Source organism: Mycolicibacterium neworleansense (genome assembly GCF_001245615.1).
Lineage (GTDB): Bacteria > Actinomycetota > Actinomycetes > Mycobacteriales > Mycobacteriaceae > Mycobacterium > Mycobacterium neworleansense.
In genome coordinates this window covers 1342570-1365687 of the sequence record NZ_CWKH01000001.1, presented here as the reverse complement: position 1 = coordinate 1365687, position 23118 = coordinate 1342570, and the positions used below count along the sequence as shown (strand labels likewise).

The following is a 23118-nucleotide window of genomic DNA, read 5'->3' as shown; positions in this document are numbered from 1 at the left end:
ACCGGAGGAGATGGCTCGCAGCTACGACTCAGATGCTGTTCAAGCCCTTGGAGATCAGCATTGCGCCGGCCAATACGCACATGGCCACCAGGATCTTTCGATGATGCGCCCAGGCCCAATCGTGCAGCCGTTGCACGATGGCTTCGGTTTTCGAGGGTGCGGCCAGATAACTGATGAGGACGATCTCGACAACGGCCAGCATCCCCACCACGAACGCGATGGTGGCGGTGATCTGCGTGCCCACGGCAGCTCCCGACACCACGACGATCGCAAGCAGGAACAGAGCCACGTCGGGCGGCGTACCGGCAAACGAGAAGCCGATGACGAACGAGACCCACAAGGAACCGTCTTCCCACGCATCATGGCCGCGCCGCAACAACCGCCGGAAGAAGGACCCACCCTCTGCCGGGGCATCCTGCGCGCGGGCCAGGAGCCGCGAGACCGGTGTCGACGTCTTCGCGTCCGACACCAGGGTCGACGCGCCACCCTCCGGAGCCGGCACTTCCACCCGCCGGCGCGCCCAGAAGTGCACGGTCAGCACCGTGGCCGTCATCAGCGCGACAGAACCCATGCCGATTTGAATGTAACCGCCGGTAGAGCTCTTGGCCCACGATTCCGCCGTGGACTTGAACATCGGCGTGAGGTGCAGCAGCGTCAGCGGAATCACCAAGGTGGGAATGCATGCCGTTACGCACCCGGCTCCGAACATGAGCAGGTTCTGCACTGGTCGCGGACGTGAGATCACGAGAAGGGTGATGCCGAGTCGCATGGGATCCAGCCCAACCAGAACACCTAGCGCAAGCACCGAACCCCACACCGCCGAAACACTAACTCGGTTGCCCGGAACTGTCCGCTCTTTTGAAACCCTGGTTGCTCACAGTGCTCACCGTGCGCCAAAGTCGGCGTGCCAGAGCAAACTTCGTCCGCATGCTGACTCCAGCGGCATGGCGGTTTCAGCACGGGCAGCGTCCGCAAACGCTATCCTGCTCCGGTGGCGTGGAGATCTCTGAGGTTGGCCGAGTGAACGCGGTTACCAGAGATTGCCGACTATGCGGGTCAACCGGTCCTCATCAGGCAATCGAAGTTCGCGAGATGATGTTCGGCACTCGGGAACTGTTCGAGTATTTCAGCTGCGCTGCGTGCGACACCCTGCAGATCCATGATGCGCTCGAGGGCGAAGAACTCATGCGCCATTATCCGCCAAACTACTACTCTCACAATGCGTCGGCCGAGCCGACTGCGTTCCGATGGCTGGTTACCCAGCACGACGAGTACAAGCTGCGCGGCGGCGGCAACCGGATGCTCAGTGCCCTCATAACGGCACGGGTGTCCGAAGGGATCTTCCGCGTGCTCCTCGGCGGAGACGTCGTCAAGATGCTCGCTCAACTTGAAGTCAAGCGTGAGGCACGAATTCTGGATGTCGGCTGTGGTACCGGTGGACTGCTCGACCGCTTGAGTCGAATTGGATTCAATAATTTGCTCGGTGTGGATCCGTTCATCGTGGCAGACGGGGTGTCTGCCGAAGGTGTGCCATTGATGAAGCGCGATTTGAGCGAGGTCGACGGCAGATTCGACCTCGTGATGTTCAATCATTCCCTCGAGCACGTTCCCGATCCGGTCGCAATGCTCAAGGTTGCCTACGACAAGCTCGCTGCGGGAGCTATGTGTCTGGCTCGTGTGCCCACGACCTCGTCAGAAGCCTGGGCAACTTACCGGGCGGACTGGGTGCAGGCCGATGCGCCCCGGCACATGGTCATACCGTCGCGGCAGGGAATGGCGATGGCAGCCGAGCGGGCTGGACTGCGAGTGGTCCGTACGTTTGATGATTCGAATTTGGGCCAGTTCCTCGGCAGCGAAGCCTATCGACGGGACGTTGCGGTGACCGATCCCAAGATTCTTCGAATGTTTGGACCCAAGCAGCTGTGGGAGTGGGAGAAACGCGCGTTATCGCTCAACCGGCAGCAGCGTGGCGACCAGACTGGGTTCGTCCTGCGGGCGATGTGAGGCGTCAGACAGCTGGAAATCTGCTCTGCCGCAATCAATCCAGCTGTTCGCGCCAGATGGAAAGCTCGGACGGACCTTGGCCCGTCAATCGAGCAGCACCCGCCGAGTCAACTATTGAATTTGAATCAACCAAACCGAGCCGAGTCCATGCCCGTTCGGGGCTAGAGTCAGCGAAACCGACTGGAATACAAGCTGGGGGCCCGTTTCACGTGACCGATCTCGACGTTCGATCTCTGTACCTCGAACTGATCCGAGGCAACCTCACCAGGTACGGGATGCACGAGCGAATGCCCGCGCAATGGACACTGCGGCGACGGCTCTACTTCAAGACCCTCAATCGCCTGATGGTTCGCGGCGGGGCGCATCGACTTGCCCTTGCCAGTCCGAACGAGAATCGCAGCACCCTCGTTCAGCACAAGCGAGACTTGGGTATCGACTGGCCGGCGGAGGCCGAGACGATGATCGGAATGAAGCGACTCACCAGCCTTCAGCATTGCGTTGAGACGGTGCTGGCGGAGGAGATCCCGGGCGACCTGATCGAATGCGGAGTGTGGCGAGGCGGGGCCTGCATCCTGATGAGGGCTGTACTGGCGGCCTATGGCGATCAGACGCGAAGCGTCTGGGTGGCGGATTCGTTCGAAGGTCTGCCACCCGCAGACCCCGAGAACTACAAGGCGGACAAAGGCCTGCGGACTCAGAGCCTCGCAGGCATCCTGGGCGTACCCGAGACGGAGGTCAGGGCAAACTTCCAGCGCTACGGACTGCTCGATGATCAGGTCCGCTTTCTTGCCGGGTGGTTCAAGGACACGCTGCACGATGCGCCGATCGATCGCATCGCGGTCCTGCGGATCGACGGCGATCTGTACGAGTCCACGATCCAGGCGCTCGAGGCGCTCTACCCACGGCTGTCCCCACAGGGTTTCTGCATCATCGACGATTACCACGACCTGAAACCCTGCCGGGAAGCCGTCACCGACTACCGGGCGGAGCACGGGATTACGGCCGAGATCGTCGACATCGACGGGACTGCTGTGTTGTGGCGCAAGTAGTGACGGCGCCGGCGAGGATCTCGCCGGCGTTCCGCACGCGCACAAGGCAAGTGAGAGGCCAGAATCTGCGATGAAATTCGTGCTCGCGAGCTACGGCACCCGTGGTGACATCGAGCCCTTGGTGGCCGTTGGCCGTGAGCTGCGGGTTCGCGGGCACGAGGTGCAGATGGCTGTCCCCCCTGACCTGGTTTCCTTCGCCGAGGCGGCCGGGGTGACGGCCGTTCCATACGGGCCAGATCTGCAGGCGGTGCTCGATGCGCACCGCGACTTCTGGACCCATTTCTTTCGGAATTTCTGGAAAGTCCGGGAACTGATCAGGTTGCGGCGCGAAGTCGTGGAGCCGTTTCACCAATGCTGGAAGGACATCATCGCCACCCTCACCTCACTCGCCGAGGGGGCTGACCTGCTGTTCACCGGCGTGAACTTCGAAGACGCCGCCGGCAACGTCGCTGAGTACTACGACATTCGGTTGGCCACCCTCCACTTGTTCCCGTTGCGGGCCAACGGTCAGTTCGTACCGTATCTGCCGGCGCCGCTGGGCCGTCGCGCGATGAAGGCTTCCGAATGGATCGCGTGGCGCAACGCGAAGAAGGTCGAGGGCATACAGCGCGGTGAACTGGCACTGCCGAAGGCCACCTCACCCTCACCATGGCGGCTCACCGAACGCGGATGTCTGGAGATCCAGGGCTACGACGAAGTCTGCTTCGCGGGCCTGGCCGCCGAATGGGCGCAATGGTCTGCTCAAAGGCCCTTCGTCGGGGCTTTGACCATGGATCTGCCCGGCGATTCCGATGAGGAGGTTGCCTCCTGGATCGCCGCGGGAACACCGCCGATCTTCTTCGGTTTCGGCAGCTTGCCGATGGAATCGGGCGCCAAGACTCTCGCCATGATCAGCTCCGCCTGCGCGCAGCTGCGTGAACGGGCCTTGGTGTGCGCTGCCGGAACCGACTTGAGCGACGTACCGCAGTCCGATCACGTCAAGGTCGTCGGCTCGATGAGTTACTCGACCGCCTTTCCCGGTTGCCGCGCAGTCGTGCACCACGGGGGACTGGGCACCACGGCAGCAGGGCTGCGTGCCGGAGTTCCCACGTTGATCCTGTCGACGGACCTCGATCAGACACTGTGGGGTAGACGGGTAAAACGACTGAATGTGGGTACGGCCCGCCGCTTTTCGGCCACCACCGAAAAGTCACTGGTCGCAGACCTGCGCACCATCCTCGCTCCGCAATATGCGGTTCGCGCTCGAGAGGTCGCCGCGCACATGACCAAGGCGTCCGAAAGCGTGACGGCCACCGCGGACCTCGTGGAGAAGTTCGCCGCCCTCGGCCGCCCCTGACAGAAGCCGAATCAACCTCGCGGTGCGTTACGACTGCGAGTTCGGTGAGCCATGAACGTTGGCAGGACAGTGGGCCTGCGCCATCGACGCCGGTGATGTGAGTGGAGTGTCCCTGATCGCCCGAACGTGGATCACCCCACCGCGATGCGGCACGAAGGTGACATGCTTCGGCCTCTGCTTCTCGTCTGCTGCAGTCGTGGTGCTCAACTCGACCCTGCGGAGAATCTCACGTAGTACGAGCCGTATCTCGACCATGGCAAAGGTGGCACCGAGGCAGCGACGGTTCCCGCCGCCGAACGGCAGCCAGGTGGTTGGGCCGAGAGTGGTTCCGAGCATTCGATCCGGGTCGAACCTGTCCGGATCCGGGTACACCGCGGGGCTGGCGTGCACTAGTCCGATCGCCGGGTCGACCATGATGCCGGCCGGAAGCCGGTAGCCGCCCACCTCTATCGGCTCCTTCAGCACCCGCCCCGAGCTGAACAGCACCGGGCGAATCCGCAGCGTCTCCTTGACCACCGCATCGAGGTACTCGTCGCCGGCCGGATCGCCCGCTGCGCTGGCATCGGCGGCCTGGACGGCCTTGGCCAACGCCGCCGGGTGGCGGGTCAGCCGCTCCAGCGCCCAGGACAGGGCTGTCGCGGTGGTCTCGTGTCCGGCCGCGATCGCAGTCAGCAGCTGGTCACGCAGTTCGCTGTCGGACATCACGCGACCGTCGTCGTCGGTGGCGCGGACCAGCATGGCCAGAACGTCGGTGCGTTCGGCGAGGTTCGGGTCGGCACGGCGGTCGGCGATCTCGGCGTAGAGCAGGGCGTCGGTCTCCTCGAATCGCCGGCCCACTCCGCGCCACGGATGATGGCGTCGCAGGCTGGGTTTCGTGATCGCCGGCGTTTCCCACGACTTCATGTACAGGAGCCGCGGCACGACCCTGCGCAACGCGGCCAGTCGCGCCGGGTCGCTGGCGCCGATGACGGTCCGCAGGATCACCTCCAGCGTGATCTCTGTTGTTTTGGGTAATACCGCGAAGCTCTTGCCGACCTCCCAGCCGGCGATGTTCGCGGCAGCGATCTCGGTCATCTGAGAAGCCTGGTTTGCCACGGCATCACGGTGAAATGCCGGCATCGTCAGGCGGCGCAAGATGTGGTGTGCATCCTCGTCGAGCACAAACAGCGAGCTGTCGCCGAGAAGTCCACGAAAAAACCAATGCGCTTCGCCGGAATGGAATACCTTCGGATCGCCGGCGTACACCGTCTTGATGTCAGCCGGATCCGCGAGGTACACGACCGTGCCCGACAGCGGAATACGCAGCGTGAACATGTTGCCGTAACGGCGTTGGCACCCGCGCAGGAAGCGCAAACCGTAACCCGCCATCAACGCGGACTGCACCACCATCGGAAGCGGAGGACCAGGCGGCAGTGCGGATTTCGCGGTATCGCTCACTTCTACGTGATCCCTAGCTACTCGACGTTTACGGATTCCGACATGACGGCCTCGCGCTGCGACCGACGCTGACCGCCGGTCGCGGGGGAGTTGTGCTCCGGGCCGATCCGCGGTCGCAGCTCTGGGCTCTACGGTAACTCCCAACCGTACGTTGCCGGATGGGGTGCGGGGCACTTTCGGCGATACCGCCGCCCCTCCAGGCCGGCCGGCGGTGACTGGTGCACACGTTGTGCCGATGACTGCGGCCAGAATCGATTCGAGTGGGCACCGTTCCGGCCTTCTACCGGCTGAGTCCTAAGCGGCTGCACAGCATGCTCACATCGATTGAATTTGTTATCGCCGAGGCGCCGTAGCCGACACCTGGGTGGTACCTCGACTCTTGGCGGATGCAAGACGTGCATGCGGCAGCAAATTTGGCACACTCTGACACCATCGGTGAAACAGCTGGCTTCGACTGCCCGGGCGCGTTCTCTACCAGGCGTACATCAAGGCTCGGTGGCTAATTCGCCATGTTAACGATGGCCTCGCGGGGAAGCGCCGCAACGAGCGGCTTGCGCTGGATGTCGAGCAGCAAATATTGACGATTTACCTAAAATCGACTGCCGCGGGCTCCGTCTGGGTTAGGTTTAGAACGTGTTCCATTTAACTCGCCCAGACGGTTTGGAGAACTGGTGAGTATCAATCCATTCGACGACGACAACGGCAGTTTTTTCGTCTTGATCAACGACGAGGAGCAACACAGCTTGTGGCCGGCCTTCGCGGATGTCCCAGCTGGATGGCGGGTGGTCTACGGCGAGGCGAATCGCGCCGCGTGTCTGGAGTGGATCGAGCAACAATGGGCCGACATTCGGCCGAAGAGTCTGCGAGAGAGGTTGGCACAGGGTCGGACCGTTGATCAGTAGTCGGCGGGCTGCGACCGATGGAATGTGATCACGAGAGATTCCCGCTCACGCGGGGCCAGCTGGACATTTGGCTTTCGGAGGAAACCGGTCTCGCGGGCGTCAAGTGGCAGCTGGGCATGCTGGCGCGGATTGACGGAGTCATCGAGCATGGCCTGCTCGAACGGGCGATTCGCCACGTGGTGCACGAGGCCGAACCGCTCAGAATCACCCTCTCCGAAGTAGACGGCCAGGTCTTCCAGACGCCAGTTGACCATCCGGATATCGAGCTTGTTCGCCATGACCTGACGAACTCGTCGGATCCGGCGCTGGACGCCTACCGAGTAGCGTCATCGATCCGACGGACCCCGATGCCGCTCGGCGGCCCGCTGTTCAAGTTCGCGTTGCTGCAGACGCGCGCCGACGAGTTCTACTTTTTTGTGTGCTGCCACCACATCGCGATCGACGGAATCGGGATGGGCCTGGTCTGCCACCAGATTGCCGCTGTCTACACAGCAATCGCCCAATCCGCACCGATGCCACCTGCGATCTTCGGCTCGTTGAAGAGCCTGATCGATTGCGAGTCGGATTACGAGGCTACCGGTGATTACCTCGACGATGAAGCCTATTGGGCCAAGAACGTTCCCCCCGAGAATGAACACCGCCACGGGGTCGTCGTCGAAGTCGCAAACCGGTCCGACGAGTATGAGCCTTCTGCGCCAGTCCAACTGGCAACTTCTGTCGTGGCCAGGGCCCGCGATCTGGCCAAAACTCTCGGGGTACGCCGCGCATCGGTGATCACCGCGGCATACGCGTTGCTGGTGCACGGCGAGACCGGAGGATCCGAGGTCACACTCGACTTTCCGGTCAGTCGACGGGTGCGTCCCGAGACGCTGATGGTGCCCGGGATGGTCTCTGGGGTTGTGCCCTTGATCTTGGCCACGCCACCGCGGTCCACGGTTGCGGGCCTGTGTGAACATGTCGACCAGCGGATCCGAGAAGCGCTGCGCCATCAACGATTCCCGTTACGTGCGGTCGAGAACAAGTCGAGATTCCGAGGCACCGGTCAGCCGTCGGTCCGCCCTGCCATCAACTTCATTCCGACTATTCCCAGGGCCGAGTTCGATGGTGCTCCCGCCGTGGGAACTGTCACGCACACCGGCCTGGTGGATCAGTTCGGCCTGGTTTTCCTTCAGAAGGATGAGGAGCTCTTTCTCAGCACGACCGGTGTCGGGCAGTTCTTCCCCGGTTGCGACTCCCGCGACTTGGCTGAGCGCTTCGAACGCGTTCTGACCTCGATGACTGCGGACCCGGGACGAACCCTTTCCTCGATCGCTGTCCGCAGTGAACTCGAGGAGCTGGATGAGTGGGGTAATCGGGCTGCCTTGAATGGGGCGGTCCCGGTGCCGGTGTCGATCCCGGCCTTGTTCCTTGAGCAGGTGGTTCGTCATCCGGATGCGGTGGCGGTCAGTTTTGGTGTTAGTGCGATGTCGTATCGGGGGTTGGATGCGGCTTCGAATCGGTTGGCGCATCTGCTGATCGAGCGGGGTGTGGGGCCTGGGCAGCGGGTGGCGTTGTTGTTCGCGCGGTCGGTTGAGGCGGTCGTGGCGATCTTGGGGGTGCTGAAAACTGGTGCGGCGTATGTGCCGATTGATCCTTCGGTGCCTGATGCGCGGCTGGATTTCGTGTTGGCCGATTCTGGGTCGGCGGTCGTGGTGACGACGGCCGATTTGGTTGATCGGTTGGGTGGGTGTGGGTTGACGGTGATCGATGTCGATGATCGTGCGGTCTACAGTCAGCCGGCTACGGCGTTGGTAGTGGGGCCGTCGCCGGACGATGTTGCGTATGTGATTTACACCTCGGGGACGACGGGTGTGCCTAAGGGTGTGGCGGTTGCGCATCGGAATGTGGCGCGGTTGCTGGATGCGATCGATCGTGATGTGGAGTTGTCGGCGGGTCAGGTGTGGACGCAGTGTCATTCGTTGGCTTTCGACTTCTCGGTGTGGGAGATTTTCGGCGCACTGCTGCATGGTGGTCGGTTGGTGGTGGTGTCTGAGTCGGTGACGCGTTCGGCTGAGGAGTTCCACGCGTTGCTGGTTGCTGAGCATGTGAGTGTGTTGAGTCAGACGCCGTCGGCGTTTTATGCGTTGCAGGCGGTGGATGCGGTCCAGCCGGAGAATCGGCTGGCGCTGGAGGTCGTGGTGTTCGGCGGGGAGGCGCTGGAGCCGTCGCGTCTGAGTCCGTGGTTGGCCGAGCATCCGGGGCTGCCGCGGTTGATCAATATGTACGGGATCACCGAGACGACGGTGCATGCCTCGGTGCGGGAGATCACCGCTGCCGATGTCGGGAACGCGGTCAGCCCGATCGGTGTGCCGTTGGCGGATCTGGCGTTTTTTGTGCTGGATGGCTGGTTGCGTGCGGTGCCTGCGGGTGTGGTGGGCGAGTTGTATGTCGCTGGTGCGGGTTTGGGATACGGCTATGTGGGTCGGCCTGGGTTGAGCGCGTCACGGTTTGTTGCGTGTCCGTGTCGGCGGGGATGCGGATGTATCGCACCGGGGATCTGGTGTCGTGGGGCGCCGATGGGCAGTTGCGGTATCTGGGTCGGGCCGATGAGCAGGTCAAGATCCGTGGCTATCGGATCGAGTTGGGTGAGATTCAGTCTGCGTTGATGGGGTTGGACGGTGTCGAGCAGGCGGTGGTGGTCCCCCGCGAGGCCCGTCCCGGTGACAAGCGGCTGGTCGGCTATGTCACCGGCAGTGCTGATCCTGCTGAGTTGCGGGCGGCGTTGGGGCAGAGGCTGCCGCCGTATATGGTGCCCGCTGCGGTGGTGGCGTTGGCGGCGTTGCCGTTGACGGTCAACGGCAAGCTCGACAAGAAGGCTTTGCCGGCACCGGAATACCAGCACCTCGATGGCTACCGGGCCCCGAGTACACCCACCGAGGAGATCCTGGCCGGCATCTACGCCCAGATCCTCGGCCTGGACCGCGTCAGCACCGACAAATCCTTCTTCGAACTGGGTGGCGACAGCATCTTGTCGATGCAGGTGGCCTCCCGCGCGCGGGCCGCAGGCCTGACGTGTCGCCCGCGAGACATCTTCGTCCAGCAGACCGTGGCCCGGCTGGCCCAGGTAGTCGAGGTGACCGGTGCCGCCGACGAACCGGCGGACGAGGGCCTCGGCCCCGTGGTGGCGACCCCGATCATGCGGTGGCTGAAGGGCCTGGAACGCACCGACGGCCCGATCGGCCAGTTCAACCAGACGGTGCTGCTCCAAGCTCCGACGGGCACGACCACGGCTGACGTCGTAATCCTGTTGCAGGCCTTGCTCGATCGGCACGGAATGCTCCGACTGCGAGCCGAGGACGACGGCGCAGGCGGATGGTCGCTGACGGTGCCCGACGCGGGGGCGGTCGACGCCGCTGGGTGTCTACGTTCGGTGGATGTGCTGTCCGATGAGGCGCTGGTGGCGGCGAGGTCAGCGTTGGAACCCGCCTCCGGGGCGATGCTCAGCGCGCTGTGGGTCGCTTCGACGAGTCAGCTGGTGTTGATCGTTCACCATCTGGCGGTCGACGGGGTGTCCTGGCGAATACTGTTGGAGGACCTCAACATCGCCTGGGCCCAGTATCGCGGCGGGCAACCGGTAGCGCTGGCGCCGCCCGGCACGTCGTTCGCCCGATGGGCGAGCCTGCTTACCCAGTTCGCGCAGCACCCACAAGCGACGGAGCAGGCACAGGCCTGGCTGCAGGTTGCGGCCGGACCGCCGGTGCTGCCCGCCCCGCAATCCGGCGTCGATACCTACCAGACCGCCGGGCAGCTGTCGATGACGCTGGACGCCGGTACCACCCGGATGCTCCTAGGTGAAGTGCCTACGGCCTTTCACGCAGGCACCCAAGACATTCTGTTGATCGCATTGGGGATTGCGGTCGCGGAATTCTCGCGCGCCGACGGTGCCCAGATCACCATTGACGTCGAGGGCCACGGTCGCACCGAAGAATTGGGCGGAGCCGGCGATCGACAAATCGACTTGTCACGCACGGTCGGATGGTTCACCACCAAGTACCCGGTGGCCCTTCTCGTCGGTGAACTGCCGTGGGCCAAGGTCGTGGCCGGTGACGCGGCTCTCGGCGCGGTGATCAAGGGCGCCAAAGAACAGCTCCGCGCGCTGCCCGACGGCCTGACCTACGGTCTGCTGCGCTACCTGAACAGCGGCGTGGACCTTTCCGGACCCGACCCGGCGATCGCGTTCAACTATCTGGGCCGCCTGGGTGGAACTCCCGGCGATACGTCCGGCGATCTTTGGCAGATCCGACCCGAGGGCCTGTCGTTGGCGCGCGCGGCCACAGCGGTGCCCACGACGCTTGGGCACACCATCGAACTCAATGCAGCCACCGTCGATACCGACACCGGCCTGCAGCTGAACGCCGACTGGACGTGGGCGAGTTCTGTTCTCGACAGCGAGCAAGTCGGCCGATTGAGCAGGTTGTGGTTCGAGGCGCTGGTCGGCATCTGCGCGCACGTGCGAAGCGGTGGCGGTGGTCTGACTCCGTCAGATATCGCCCCCACTGAGCTGAGCCAGGACGAGATCGACGAGCTGAGCCGGCAACAACCTATCGCCGACATCCTGCCGCTGACTCCTCTGCAGCAAGGACTGCTCTACCACGCCGATACGGCGCTGGGCTCCGACGACGTGTATGCGATGCAGCTGGATGTCGCGCTGAGCGGCCGGCTCGATGTGCAGCGGCTGGGCGAAGCGGTGCAGAGCGTGGTCCGCAGACATCCGCAGCTCGCCGCCCGATTCTGCAGACAGTTCGAGCAACCGGTGCAGGTGATCCCCGCTGTTCCCGTGGTGCCCTGGCGCTATATCGAACTGGACGCCAACGGGATCGGAATCGACGACCAAATCGAGGGGATTCGCACCGCCGAACGTAGCGCGGTCTGCGACCTCGAGACCCAGCCCGCCTTCCGGGCTGTCGTCATTCACGTCGATGGCGATCAGTACCGGTTCGTGCTGACCACTCACCACATCGTGCTCGATGGCTGGTCGATGCCGATCTTGCTCCGGGAGATCTTCGCCGGTCTCGGCGGGCAGCGATTGCCCGCGGCCGCGCCGTACCGCAGTTTTGTCACCTGGCTCACCGGACGTGATCGCGCCGGTGCCCACGCGGCGTGGCGTGAGATGCTGGCCGGGTTGGAAACGCCGACGTTGATCGGTCCGGCTGACCGAGATCGTCTGGGGCAACGAGGTGTTGGGTCCTTCCGGCTGCCCGGCGAGATTACGGGGGCGCTCGGCGATCTGGCCCGCTCGCATCACACCACCACCAACGTGGTGCTGCAGGGTGCGTGGGCGCTGCTGCTCAGCTCGCTGACCGGCCGGCAAGACATCGCTTTCGGCACGACGGTCTCCGGACGTCCTGCCGAGCTCGTCGGCGCGGACTCGATGGTGGGCCTGCTGATCAACACGGTTCCGGTGCGGGCCACCCTTCACCCCGACACCACCACCGCAGACCTGTTGCATCAACTGCAGGGTGCCCACAATGACACCCTCGAGCATCAACACGTGGCGCTCAGCGACATCCACCGCATCACCGGCCAGGACAGACTGTTCGACACCCTTCTGGTCTTCGAGAACTACCCGGTCGACACCAACGCTCTGTCGAATGTCGACGGCTTGGCGGTCACCGGGTTCGATTTCCGCGAATCGAACCATTACCCGTTGGCAGTGCAGGTTCTGCCGGGTCGCGAAATGCAGCTCCGTGTCGAATACGACACCGAGGTATTCGAATTCGACGCCATCGAGGCCCTGGTCGAACAGCTGAAAGCGGTTCTGGCAGTGATGACCGCGGATCCGCTGCGGCCGTTGTCGTCGTTCGACCTGCTCGACGCGGCTGCGCACGCCCGTCTCGACGAGTGGAGCCACCACGCGGCATTGGTCAAACCTGCAACGGCGGAATCGATTCCGACGTTGTTCGCCCGACAGGTGGTCCGTACGCCAGACGCGGTGGCAGTCACCGTCGGCGGCCGGTCGATGTCCTACCGGGAGCTCGATGCGGCCGCAGATCGCTTCGCCCACGTGTTGTCCGCTCATGGTGCGGGCCCGGGCGAGGCTGTGGCGCTACTGTTCTCGCGGTCGGCCGAAGCCATCGTGGCCATACTCGCCGTCTTGAAAACCGGTGCGGCCTACGTGCCGGTCGATCCGGCCCTACCGCTTGCGCGGATCAACTTCATGGTCGCCGACGCCGCGCCGGTGGTCGCGGTCACCACGGCGCGACAGCGGTCCCGCCTCGAGGGGTGCGACATTCCGGTCGTCGAGATCGGCGACATCGCGACCACCGCGGACTCCGTCGCGGGCGCTCAGCCGGGCACGACCCTGTCGGGACCGGCGCCCGATGACATCGCGTACATCATTTACACCTCGGGTACCACCGGTGTCCCCAAAGGTGTTGCCATCCAGCACCGAAACGTTCCCGGCCTGTTCGGATCACTCGGTGCCCACGTGCCGTCGGGACCGGGGCAGGTGTGGACGCAGTGGCACTCCTACAGCTTCGACGTCTCGGTGTGGGAGATCTTCGGTGCGTTGCTCCATGGCGCGCGTCTGGTGGTGGTGCCCGAGTCGGTCGCCGCTTCACCCGACGATTTCCATGATCTGCTGACGGCTGAACACGTCACCGTGTTGAGTCAAACCCCGTCGGCCGCGGGAATGATCGCGCCCCAGGGCCTTGAGTCGGTGGTGTTGGTGGTGGCAGGCGAGGCCTGCCCGCCCGAGCTGGTGGAGCGCTGGGCGCCGGGCCGCGTCATGATCAACGCCTACGGTCCCACCGAAGCCACGGTGTACGCGTCGATCAGCGCGCCGCTGACGACGGGGTCGGCGGTGCCGATCGGCGCGCCGGTCGCCGGGGGAGCGTTGTTCATCTTGGACAGTTGGCTACGTCCGGTGCCGCCCGGAGTGGTCGGTGAGCTCTACATCGCCGGCCGTGGTGTGGGAACCGGGTATTGGCGCCGGTCGGGGCTGACGTCGTCACGGTTCGTGGCGTGCCCGTTCGGTGCGCCCGGAAGCCGGATGTACCGCACCGGTGATCTGGTGCGATGGGGCCGCGACGGTCAAATGCAGTATCTGGGTCGCGCCGACGAACAGGTCAAGATCCGCGGCTACCGTATCGAACTGGGTGAGGTCCAGGCCGCGCTGGCTGCCCTCGACGGCGTAATCCAAGCCGTGGTGGTCGTTCGTGAGGATGCCCCGGGCGACAAGCGTCTGGTCGGTTACGTCACCGGTGCCGCCGACCCGGGACAGCTCCGCTCTCGGCTGGCGGAGCGACTCCCTGGCTACATGGTCCCGTCCGTGGTGGTGGTCATCGAGACGATGCCGCTCACCGTCAATGGCAAACTCGACCGGCGCGCCCTGCCCGCGCCGGACTACGCCGGCGCCGAGCACTATCGGGCCCCGGCCAACCCGGTCGAGGAGATCCTGACCGACATCTACTCCCGTGTTCTCGGCCGGGACCGGGTGGGTGTCGACGATTCGTTCTTCGATCTGGGCGGGGACTCGCTGTCCGCGATGCGCTTGGTCGCCGCGATCAACAAATCGATGAATGCCCACATCACCGTGCGGTCCCTGTTCGACGCGCCGTCCGTGGCCCAGCTGGCGCTCGGCATCGGCGGGCAGGAGGCGCGGTTGGAGCCGTTGGTGGCCGGTGAGCGGCCCGCGGTGGTTCCACTGTCGTTTGCCCAGTCGCGTTTGTGGTTCCTAGACCAATTGCAGGGTCCGTCAGCGGTTTACAACATGACCGCCGCCTTCCGGATCAGCGGTGTGCTCGACATCGACGCCATGAAGGAGGCGTTGGGCGACGTGGTGGCTCGCCACGAAAGTCTGCGCACCTTGTTCGTGGCTCCCGACGGCGTTCCACGCCAGGTGGTGGTCGCGTCAGGGCGGGCCGAACCCGGCTGGGATGTCGTCGATGCCAATGGGTGGACGCCGGCGCAGCTGAGCGCGGAGCTCGAGGCCACGGCACGGCACACTTTTGATCTGTCCAGCGAGATTCCGCTGAGGGCAAGGCTTTTCCGCCTGGCGGAGGACCAGCACGTGCTCACCGCCGTCGTCCACCATATCGCCGCCGACGGCTGGTCGATCACGCCGCTGGTGGCTGACCTGGGGGCGGCTTACGCCAGCCGTTGCGCGGGGCGGGCTCCCGAATGGACACCCCTGTCTGTGCAGTACGCCGATTACACGTTGTGGCAGCACGCGCAGCTCGGCGACCTCGACGACAGCCAGAGTCGCATCGCCACCCAGTTGAGCTACTGGCAGGATGCCTTGGCCGGTATGCCCGAGCGTCTCGCCCTACCCACCGATAGGCCGTACCCGCTGACCACCGACCAGCGGGGTGCCACGATCGCGGTGGACTGGCCGGTGGAGTTGCAGCAGCAGGTTGCCCGCGTAGCGCGTGAGCACAATGCGACCAGCTTCATGGTGGTTCAAGCGGCGTTGCTGTCGCTGCTCTCCAGACTCAGCGGCAGTTCCGATGTGGCGGTGGGTTTCCCGATCGCCGGACGACGCGACCCCGTGCTGGATGACCTGGTCGGCTTCTTCGTCAACACCTTGGTCCTGCGGGTCGACCTGGCCGGCGACCCGACGATGGCCGAGGTACTGGCCCAGGTGCGCGCCCGCAGCCTGGCCGCATTCGATCACCAGGATGTGCCGTTCGAGGTGCTCGTCGAGCGGCTGAATCCAGCTCGATCCCTGGCGCACCACCCGCTGATCCAGGTGGCGCTGGCATGGCAGAACCTGGCCGGGCACGACGTCAACGATTCAACTGTCGGACTGAAGTTCGGTGATTCGCAGGTCACCCGGGTCCCGGTGGACACCCATACCGCCCGAATGGATCTGAATTTCTCCCTGGCCGAACGCCGGACCGAGGCCGGTGAGCCGGCCGGAATCGGCGGAGCGGTGGAATTCCGTACCGACGTGTTCGACGCCGATACCATCGCCGCGCTGATCGACCGGTTCCAGCGGGTGCTGGCGGTGATGACCGCCGACCCGACGGTGCGGTTGTCGTCGGTCGATCTGCTGGACGACGACGAGCACGCCCGTCTCGCGGCAATGGGCAATCACGAGACGCTGACCCGTCCGGCGCCGAGACCGGTCTCGGTCCCCGCGCTGTTCGCCGAGCATGCCGGGCGCACCCCCGACACGGTGGCGGTCTCCTGCGGAGACCGTTCGTGGACCTACCGGGAACTCGATGACGCCGCGAACCGGTTGGCGCACTTGCTGATCACCCGCGGTGCCGGCCCGGGACAGTGCGTCGCGGTGCTGTTCAGCCGTTCCGCCGAGGCGATCATCGCCATCCTGGCCGTCCTCAAGACCGGGGCGGCGTATTTGCCTGTCGATCCTGCCGTGCCCGATACCCGGCTGGAGTTCGTGCTGACCGATGCCGCACCGGTTGCCGTGGTAACCACCGCGGAACTCGCCGGCCGGGTGCAGCATCGCGGTGTGGCGGTCGTCGACGTCGGCGAGCTCGGGGGCCTCGTCCCCGGCGGGGGTCCGTTGCCGATGCCGGGCGCCGACGACATCGCCTACCTGATCTACACCTCGGGCACCACCGGTGTTCCCAAAGGCGTTGCGGTCACCCATCTGAACGTGACCCAGCTGCTGGGTTCCCTCGATGCCCGGCTGCCGCATCCTGGAGTGTGGCCCCAGTGTCACTCCCTGGCCTTCGACGTCTCGGTGTGGGAGATCTTCGGCGCCCTGCTGCGTGGCGGACGCGTGGTGGTCGTACCCGAGGAGATAGCGGTGTCCCCGCACGACTTCCATTCCTTGCTGGTTCGCGAGCGGGTCGACATTCTCACCCAGACACCCTCTGCGGTCAAGATGTTGCCGACCGACGGCTTGGAATCGACGGCGTTGGTCGTGGTGGGAGAAGCCTGCTCACCCGAGGTGGTCGAGCAGTGGGCTCCCGGTCGCGTGATGATCAACGCCTACGGACCCACCGAGACCACCATGTGTGTGGCGATCAGTGCGCCACTGAAGTTCGACCCGGAGCGCCCGGACGTCGTCCCCATCGGTACACCGGTTCCGGGTGCCGCACTGTTCGTGCTCGATGAGTGGCTTCGTCCGGTGCCTGCCGGAGTCATCGGCGAGCTGTACGTGGCAGGTGCGGGCCTCGGATACGGCTACGTGGGCCGAACCGGGTTGAGCGCCTCGCGATTTGTCGCGTGCCCGTTCGGCGGGGTCGGCACACGCATGTACCGCACCGGAGATCTGGTGTACTGGCGTCCGGACGGGCAGTTGCAGTACCTGGGCCGCGCTGACGAGCAGGTCAAGATCCGCGGTTATCGCATCGAACTCGGTGAAGTCCAGGCCGCTTTGGCCGGACTCGACGGCGTCGAGCAGGCGGTGGTGGTCGCCCGCGAGGACCGTCCCGGTGACAAGCGCCTCGTCGGCTACATCACCGGGACCACATCTCCGGCCGCGATCCGCGCCGAACTGGCCCAGCGGCTGCCGGCCTACATGGTGCCCGCCGCAGTCACGGTGTTGCCTGCAATTCCGTTGACGGTCAACGGAAAACTCGACACTCGTGCACTCCCTGCCCCCGATTACGACTCCGGGGACGGGTATCGCGCCCCGGCAGATGCGGTGGAAGAGGTTCTGACTGGTATCTACGCCCAGGTTCTCGGGCTGGAGCGCGTCGGGGTCGACGACTCGTTCTTCGATCTCGGTGGCGACAGCATCTTGTCGATGCAGGTGGTCGCCCGGGCCCGGGCGGCAGGACTGGTGTGCCACCCGCGCGACGTTTTCGTGGAGCAGACCGTGGCCCGGTTGGCGCGGGTAGCGGCAACGGCGGCCGCTTCCCGTGGCCCGGTCGACGAAGGGGTCGGGCCGGTACCGGCGACTCCCATCATTCGGTGGCTGAACGACGTGCAGCGCTCCGACGGACCCGTGGACCAGTTCAACCAGGCAGTGCTGTTGCAGGCTCCTGACGGTGTGGCTGAGGACGACGTCGCAATCATGTTGCAGGCCTTGCTCGATCGGCACGGAATGCTGCGGGCGCGGACCGAAGACGCCGCGGCCGGCTGGTCATTGGCGGTGCCCGAGGCGGGCTCGGTCGACGCGAACGGATGCCTGCGATCCGTACCCACACTGACGGACGAGGCGCTGGTGGCGGCGAGGTCGCGGCTCAGCCCGGCGGCCGGAGTGATGCTGAGCGCACTGTGGGTGACCTCCACGCGCGAGCTCGTACTGATCGTCCACCACCAGGCTGTCGACGGGGTGTCCTGGCGAATCATCTTGGAGGATCTGAATTTCGCCTGGGCACAACGCCGCGGCGAACAACCGGTGGATTTACCGCCCGCCGGGACGTCCTTCGCGCGGTGGGCCGAACTGCTGGAGACACGCGCGGTCCACCCCGAAGTTGTGGCTCAGGCGCCGGTGTGGCGGCGGGTGGCGGGGACTCCTGCGACGCTGCCGGCGGTGCGCCCCGACACGGACACCTATGAGACGGCCGGGCAGTTGGCAGTGTCCCTCGATGCCGCGACCACCCGCATGTTGCTCGGCGAGGTGCCGACGGCATTCCACGCCGGGATACAGGACATACTGCTGATCGCGTTCGGGCTTGCCGTGGCTGAATTTTCCGGGACCTTGGGCACTTCGGATCTGCCGATCGCCGTCGACGTCGAAGGTCACGGGCGTCATGAAGAATTGGGCCGAACCCTCGACCGGAACGTCGATCTGTCGCGCACGGTCGGGTGGTTCACCACCAAATATCCGGTGGCGTTGGCCTTCGGGGGACTGACCTGGTCCCAGGTGCTGAGCGGTGATGCCGTGTTGGGCGCGGTGGTCAAAGATGCGAAGGAGCAACTCCGTTCACTCCCGGATCCACTGTCGTACGGCCTGCTGCGTTATCTGAACGCCGACATTGACCTCGACGGGGCCGACCCGACGATCGGCTTCAACTACCTGGGTCGCCTCGGCGGGGAATCCGCCGGGGGGACCGATGAACTGTGGCGGATGTCCGCGAATGGCCTGTCGGCGATCGGGGCGGCCGCGGCGATACCCATGCCGTTGACCCACACCGTGGCACTCAATGCCGGCACCCTCGACATCGATGGCGGACCGCAGCTGCAGGCCAATTGGACCTGGGCGCGCTCAATCTTCGACGACGAGCAGATCACCAGGCTCAGCGAACTGTGGCTGGATGCCCTGGCCGGCATCTGCGAGCACGTGCGAAACGGTGGCGGCGGGCTGACGCCTTCGGACATCGCGCCGGCCCGGCTCGTCCAGTCCGAGATCGACGAGTTGTCACGGCAACACCGGATCGCCGACATTCTGCCGCTGACGGCACTGCAGCAGGGGCTCGTCTTTCACAGCACCAGCGCACAGAGTCCCGACGACGATCTTTACGTGGTGCAGTTGGACATCACCGTTGCCGGTGTGCTCGACGAGCACCGACTGCGGGATGCCGTGCAATCCGTGGCCAACCGCCATCCGCACCTGGCGGCCAGGTTCTGTGAACAGTTCGGCGAGCCCGTGCAGATCATTCCGGCCGACCCCACCGCGGGTTGGCGGTATGTCGAATTGGGCACTGCGGCAACCGAAGAGCAGATCCAGCAGGTGTGTGCGGATGAACGCGCGGCGGTCTGTGATCTGGCTCATCCGCCGGCCTTCCGGGTGGCCATGATCCGCACCGCACACAACCGGCACCGGGTCGTGCTCACCAACCACCACATCGTGCTCGACGGCTGGTCGCTGCCGATCCTGCTGCAGGAGATCTTTGCCTGCTACCAGGGACACCGGTTGCCCGCGGCCACGCCGTATCGGAGCTTCATCAGTTGGCTCGCGGATCGGGACCTTCCGGCCGCCCGCGCCGCCTGGCGCGAGGTGATGGAAGGCGTTGACACCCCGACCCTCGTCGGCCCGTCGCAGAAGTCGGAGCTCGGGCAGCGAGGAGTCCTGGCTCATCGGGTGTCGGCGCGAACCACCAGTGCGCTCAACGAACTGGCGCGCTCGCACCGGACCACCGTCAACATCGTGCTGCAGGGCGCCTGGGCACTACTGCTGAATTCGCTGACGGGCCAGCGCGATATCGTCTTCGGCACCGTCGTCTCGGGGCGCCCGGCCGAGGTGGTGGGCGCGGAGTCGATGGTGGGCCTGCTGATCAACACAGTGCCCGTGCGCGCCGACATCGCCGCGACGACCACCACGAGCGATTTGCTCGACCAGCTGCAAGGTGCGCAAACGAAGACCCTTGAGCACCAGCACCTCTCACTGGGCGAGATCCACCGCATCACCGACCATGACCGCCTGTTCGACACGCTGTTCGTGTTCGAGAACTACCCGGTGGACACCAGCGCGTTGTCGGGTGCCGACGGCGGGTTGGAGATCACCGAGGTAACCAGCCACGAGTCCACCGACTACCCGCTGACGATGCAGGCCATACCCGGTGACGAACTGCGCCTGCGCCTCGAGTACGACACGGCCGTCTTCGAACGCGCCGACATCGAGACCCTCACCAGACGGGTTGAGGCAGTGCTGGAGGCGATGACCGCCGAACCGGGTCGCTCGCTGTCGTCCGTGGACCTGCTCGACGAGTCTGAGCGCACGCGCCTGGCGCGCTGGGGCAACCGGGCGGTGTTGTCCGACTTGCCGCGGCCGGACTCGGTGCCGGAGCTGTTCGCCGCGCAGGTGTCGCGGGCGCCGGAGTCGGTAGCGCTGGTCTGTGGGGATCACTCGCTGACGTATCGGGAGCTCGACGAGTCCGCGAATCGTTTGGCGCACTTGCTCGTCAGTCACGGGGTGGGCCCCGGCGAGCGGGTGGCCCTGATGTTCCCCCGTTCGGCCGAGGCCATCGTCGCGATCTTGGCGGTACTCAAGGCCGGGGCGGCGTACCTGCCGATAGACCCGGCGCTGCCGGAGACCCGGGTCGAGTTCATGCTCACCGACTCCGCCCCGATCGCCGCGGTCACCACCGCCGAGTTGGCCGACCGGTTCGCCGGGCGCGGCCTGATGATCTTCGATGTGGCGGACACCGGCGTGGCCGACCAGCCCGGTACGGCGTTGGCGCCGCCCGCTCCCGACGACATGGCCCACATCATCTACACCTCGGGGACCACCGGACAGCCCAAGGGGGTGGCGGTCACCCAGCGCAACGTGGCGCAACTGTTCGATTCGCTCGAGATCGGGATACCGCTGACGCCAGGACAGGTGTGGACGCAGTTCCACTCGTACGCGTTCGACTTCTCGGTGTGGGAGATCTGGGGTGCGTTGCTGCACGGCGGGCGCCTCGTGGTGGTGCCCGACTCGGTGACCCGGTCGCCGGAAGACTTCCACGCCCTCCTGCTGCGCGAACAGGTCACGGTGTTGACCCAGACCCCGTCAGCGGTGGGGGTGCTGCCCGTGCCGGGCCTGGATGCCACGGCGCTGGTGATCGGTGCTGAGCCCTGCCCGCCGGATCTGGTGGACCGCTGGGCGCCGGGACGAGTGATGGTCAACGTCTACGGACCCACCGAGACCACGATGTGGTTGTGTGCCAGTGCTCCGTTGGCTGCCGGGACGGGAGCTCCGCCGATCGGTGCGCCGACCGCGTGGGCGGCGTTCTTCGTGCTCGACGAGTGGCTGCGTCCGGTTCCGGCCGGTGTGGTCGGTGAGTTGTATCTGGCCGGCGCCGGGGTCGGCATCGGGTATTGGCGCCGGTCGGGGCTGACCGCGTCGCGCTTCATGGCGTGTCCGTTCGGGGAGCCCGGTACTCGGATGTATCGCACGGGCGATCTGGTGCGGTGGCGCGCCGACGGGCAGCTGGATTACTTCGGCCGTGCCGATGAGCAGGTCAAGGTCCGCGGCTACCGCATCGAACTCGGAGAGATCCAGTCTGCGCTGACCGCGCTGGAGGGCGTGGACCAAGCGGCGGTGATCGCCCGCGAGGATCACCCGGGCGACAAGCGCCTGGTGGGTTACATCACCGGGACGGCCGATCCGGTGAAAGCGCGTGCCGCGCTGGCCGAACGGCTGCCCGGCTACATGGTTCCGGCCTCGGTGGTGGCCCTCGCCGCACTGCCGGTGACGGTGAACGGCAAGCTCGACACCCGGGCACTCCCGGCGCCCGACTATCGGGATGCCGACCATTACCGCGCGCCGGCCAGTCCCGACGAGGAGATCCTGGCCGGGATCTACGCACGGGTGCTGGGTGTCGATCGGGTCGGCGCCGACGACTCGTTCTTCGATCTGGGCGGGGATTCCGTCTCGACGATGCGCCTGGTTTCCGCGATCAATGCCAGCTTGGATACCGAGCTTTCGGTACGGACGGTGTTCGAAGCGCCCACGGTTGCGCAGCTGGCGTTGTGTATCGGTGAACACCAGCGCCGACTGGCGCCGATGGTGGTCGTTGAGCGCCCCGCGGTGATCCCACTGTCGTTCGCCCAGAACCGATTGTGGTTCGTCGACCAGTTGCAGGGGCCGTCACCTGTCTACAACATGCCGGTCGGTCTGCGTCTTCATGGACGGCTCGATCCCGAAGCCCTCAGGGCGGCGCTGGCCGATGTGGTGTCACGTCACGAGAGCCTGCGCACACGGTTCGATGCACCCGACGGAACGCCTCGCCAGGTGGTCACGCCCATCGACCGGGCCGACTTCGGTTGGGCCGTCGTCGATGCCGCGGGCTGGCCCGAGAGCGCTCTGACCGACGCCATCGAGGAAACAGTCCGGTACAGCTTCGACCTTGCGGCCGAAATCCCCTTGCGGGCAAAGCTGTTCCGAGTCTCTGACGACGATCACGTGCTGGTGGCAGTCGTGCACCATATCGCCGCCGACGGTTGGTCCCTCGCCCCGCTGGTGCGTGATCTGAGTGTGGCCTACGCGCGCCGGTGCGCAGGACAGTCGCCCGACTGGCAGCCGCTGGCGGTGCAGTACGTCGACTACACGTTGTGGCAGCGCGAGCAGTTGGGCGATTTCGACGACGCCGGCAGTCCCATCGCCGCGCAGTTGGCTTACTGGGAAGACGCCCTGGCGGGCCTGCCCGAACGAATCGAGCTGCCCACCGACCGTCCCTACCCGCCGGTTGCCGATCAGCGCGGCTCAACGGTGCCGGTCGACTGGCCGGTCGAGCTGCAGCAGCAGGTATGTGCGGTGGCCGGTGAGAACGGTGCGACGAACTTCATGGTGATGCAGGCCTCGCTTGCAGTGCTGCTGTCCAAGTTGAGTGCGAGTTCCGATGTCGCCGTTGGATTCCCGATCGCCGGACGCAGCGACCCCGTCCTCGAAGAGCTCGTGGGCTTCTTCGTCAACAACTTGGTGCTCCGCGTGGATCTGGCCGGTGATCCCACCGTGGCGGAGTTGCTGGCCCAGGTGCGAGCCCGGAGCCTGGCCGCTTTCGAGCATCAGGACGTGCCGTTCGAGGTGCTGGTGGAGCGGCTCAACCCGACTCGCAGTCTGAGTCAT

At 65.4% G+C, this 23118-nt stretch carries 8 protein-coding genes and 1 pseudogene (1 of these 9 only partly in view); 7 read left to right on the top strand and 2 right to left on the bottom strand.

The window, feature by feature from the left end:
• Window positions 1–28: 28 nt before the first annotated feature.
• Window positions 29–805: a GAP family protein gene (locus BN2156_RS06420; protein ID WP_264034990.1), complete on the bottom strand. Its 777-nt coding sequence runs from the start codon at window positions 803–805 to the stop codon at window positions 29–31.
• A gap of 215 nt (window positions 806–1020) precedes the next feature.
• Between BN2156_RS06420 and BN2156_RS06415 the strand changes: the two genes are divergently transcribed.
• From BN2156_RS06415 to BN2156_RS06405, 3 genes are all read left to right on the top strand, one after another.
• Window positions 1021–2004: a class I SAM-dependent methyltransferase gene (locus tag BN2156_RS06415; protein WP_162490826.1), complete on the top strand. Its 984-nt coding sequence runs from the start codon at window positions 1021–1023 to the stop codon at window positions 2002–2004.
• 209 nt (window positions 2005–2213) lie between these two features.
• On the top strand, window positions 2214–3053 hold the full coding sequence (locus BN2156_RS06410; protein WP_090511496.1) for a TylF/MycF/NovP-related O-methyltransferase: 840 nt from the start codon (window positions 2214–2216) through the stop codon (window positions 3051–3053).
• A 70-nt stretch (window positions 3054–3123) separates the two neighbouring features.
• Complete coding sequence (locus BN2156_RS06405; RefSeq protein WP_090511495.1) at window positions 3124–4389, top strand: glycosyltransferase; 1266 nt, start codon at window positions 3124–3126, stop codon at window positions 4387–4389.
• A gap of 27 nt (window positions 4390–4416) precedes the next feature.
• Here BN2156_RS06405 and BN2156_RS06400 read toward each other — a convergent pair whose 3' ends face one another.
• On the bottom strand, window positions 4417–5826 hold the full coding sequence (locus tag BN2156_RS06400; RefSeq protein ID WP_090511492.1) for a cytochrome P450: 1410 nt from the start codon (window positions 5824–5826) through the stop codon (window positions 4417–4419).
• A 671-nt stretch (window positions 5827–6497) separates the two neighbouring features.
• Between BN2156_RS06400 and BN2156_RS06395 the strand changes: the two genes are divergently transcribed.
• The 4 genes and pseudogenes from BN2156_RS06395 to BN2156_RS06390 form a co-directional block, all read left to right on the top strand.
• Entirely contained in the window at window positions 6498–6728 is a 231-nt protein-coding gene (locus BN2156_RS06395; protein WP_090511490.1) for an MbtH family protein, read from the top strand.
• Between the two features lie 17 nt (window positions 6729–6745).
• Window positions 6746–7741, top strand: a pseudogene (locus BN2156_RS31505) (condensation domain-containing protein); the annotation flags it as partial.
• Between the two features lie 261 nt (window positions 7742–8002).
• Window positions 8003–9373 carry an amino acid adenylation domain-containing protein gene (locus BN2156_RS31500; protein WP_407661721.1) on the top strand — a complete coding sequence of 457 codons (1371 nt, stop codon included), beginning with the start codon at window positions 8003–8005 and terminating at the stop codon, window positions 9371–9373.
• Window positions 9268–23118: the 5' portion of a non-ribosomal peptide synthase/polyketide synthase gene (locus BN2156_RS06390; RefSeq protein ID WP_235625343.1), read on the top strand. Its footprint extends 8010 nt past the window's final position; the window shows 13851 of its 21861 coding nt (coding positions 1–13851); the start codon lies at window positions 9268–9270; its stop codon lies off the right edge, out of view. Before BN2156_RS31500 ends, BN2156_RS06390 begins: the two co-directional genes overlap by 106 nt.

What these genes read in the sequence shown, in the direction of transcription:
- BN2156_RS06405 (WP_090511495.1), top strand. Translation starts at nt 3,124, where the DNA reads ATGAAATTCGTGCTCGCGAGCTACGGCACCCGTGGTGACATCGAGCCC.
- BN2156_RS31500 (WP_407661721.1), top strand. Translation starts at nt 8,003, where the DNA reads ATGACTGCGGACCCGGGACGAACCCTTTCCTCGATCGCTGTCCGCAGT.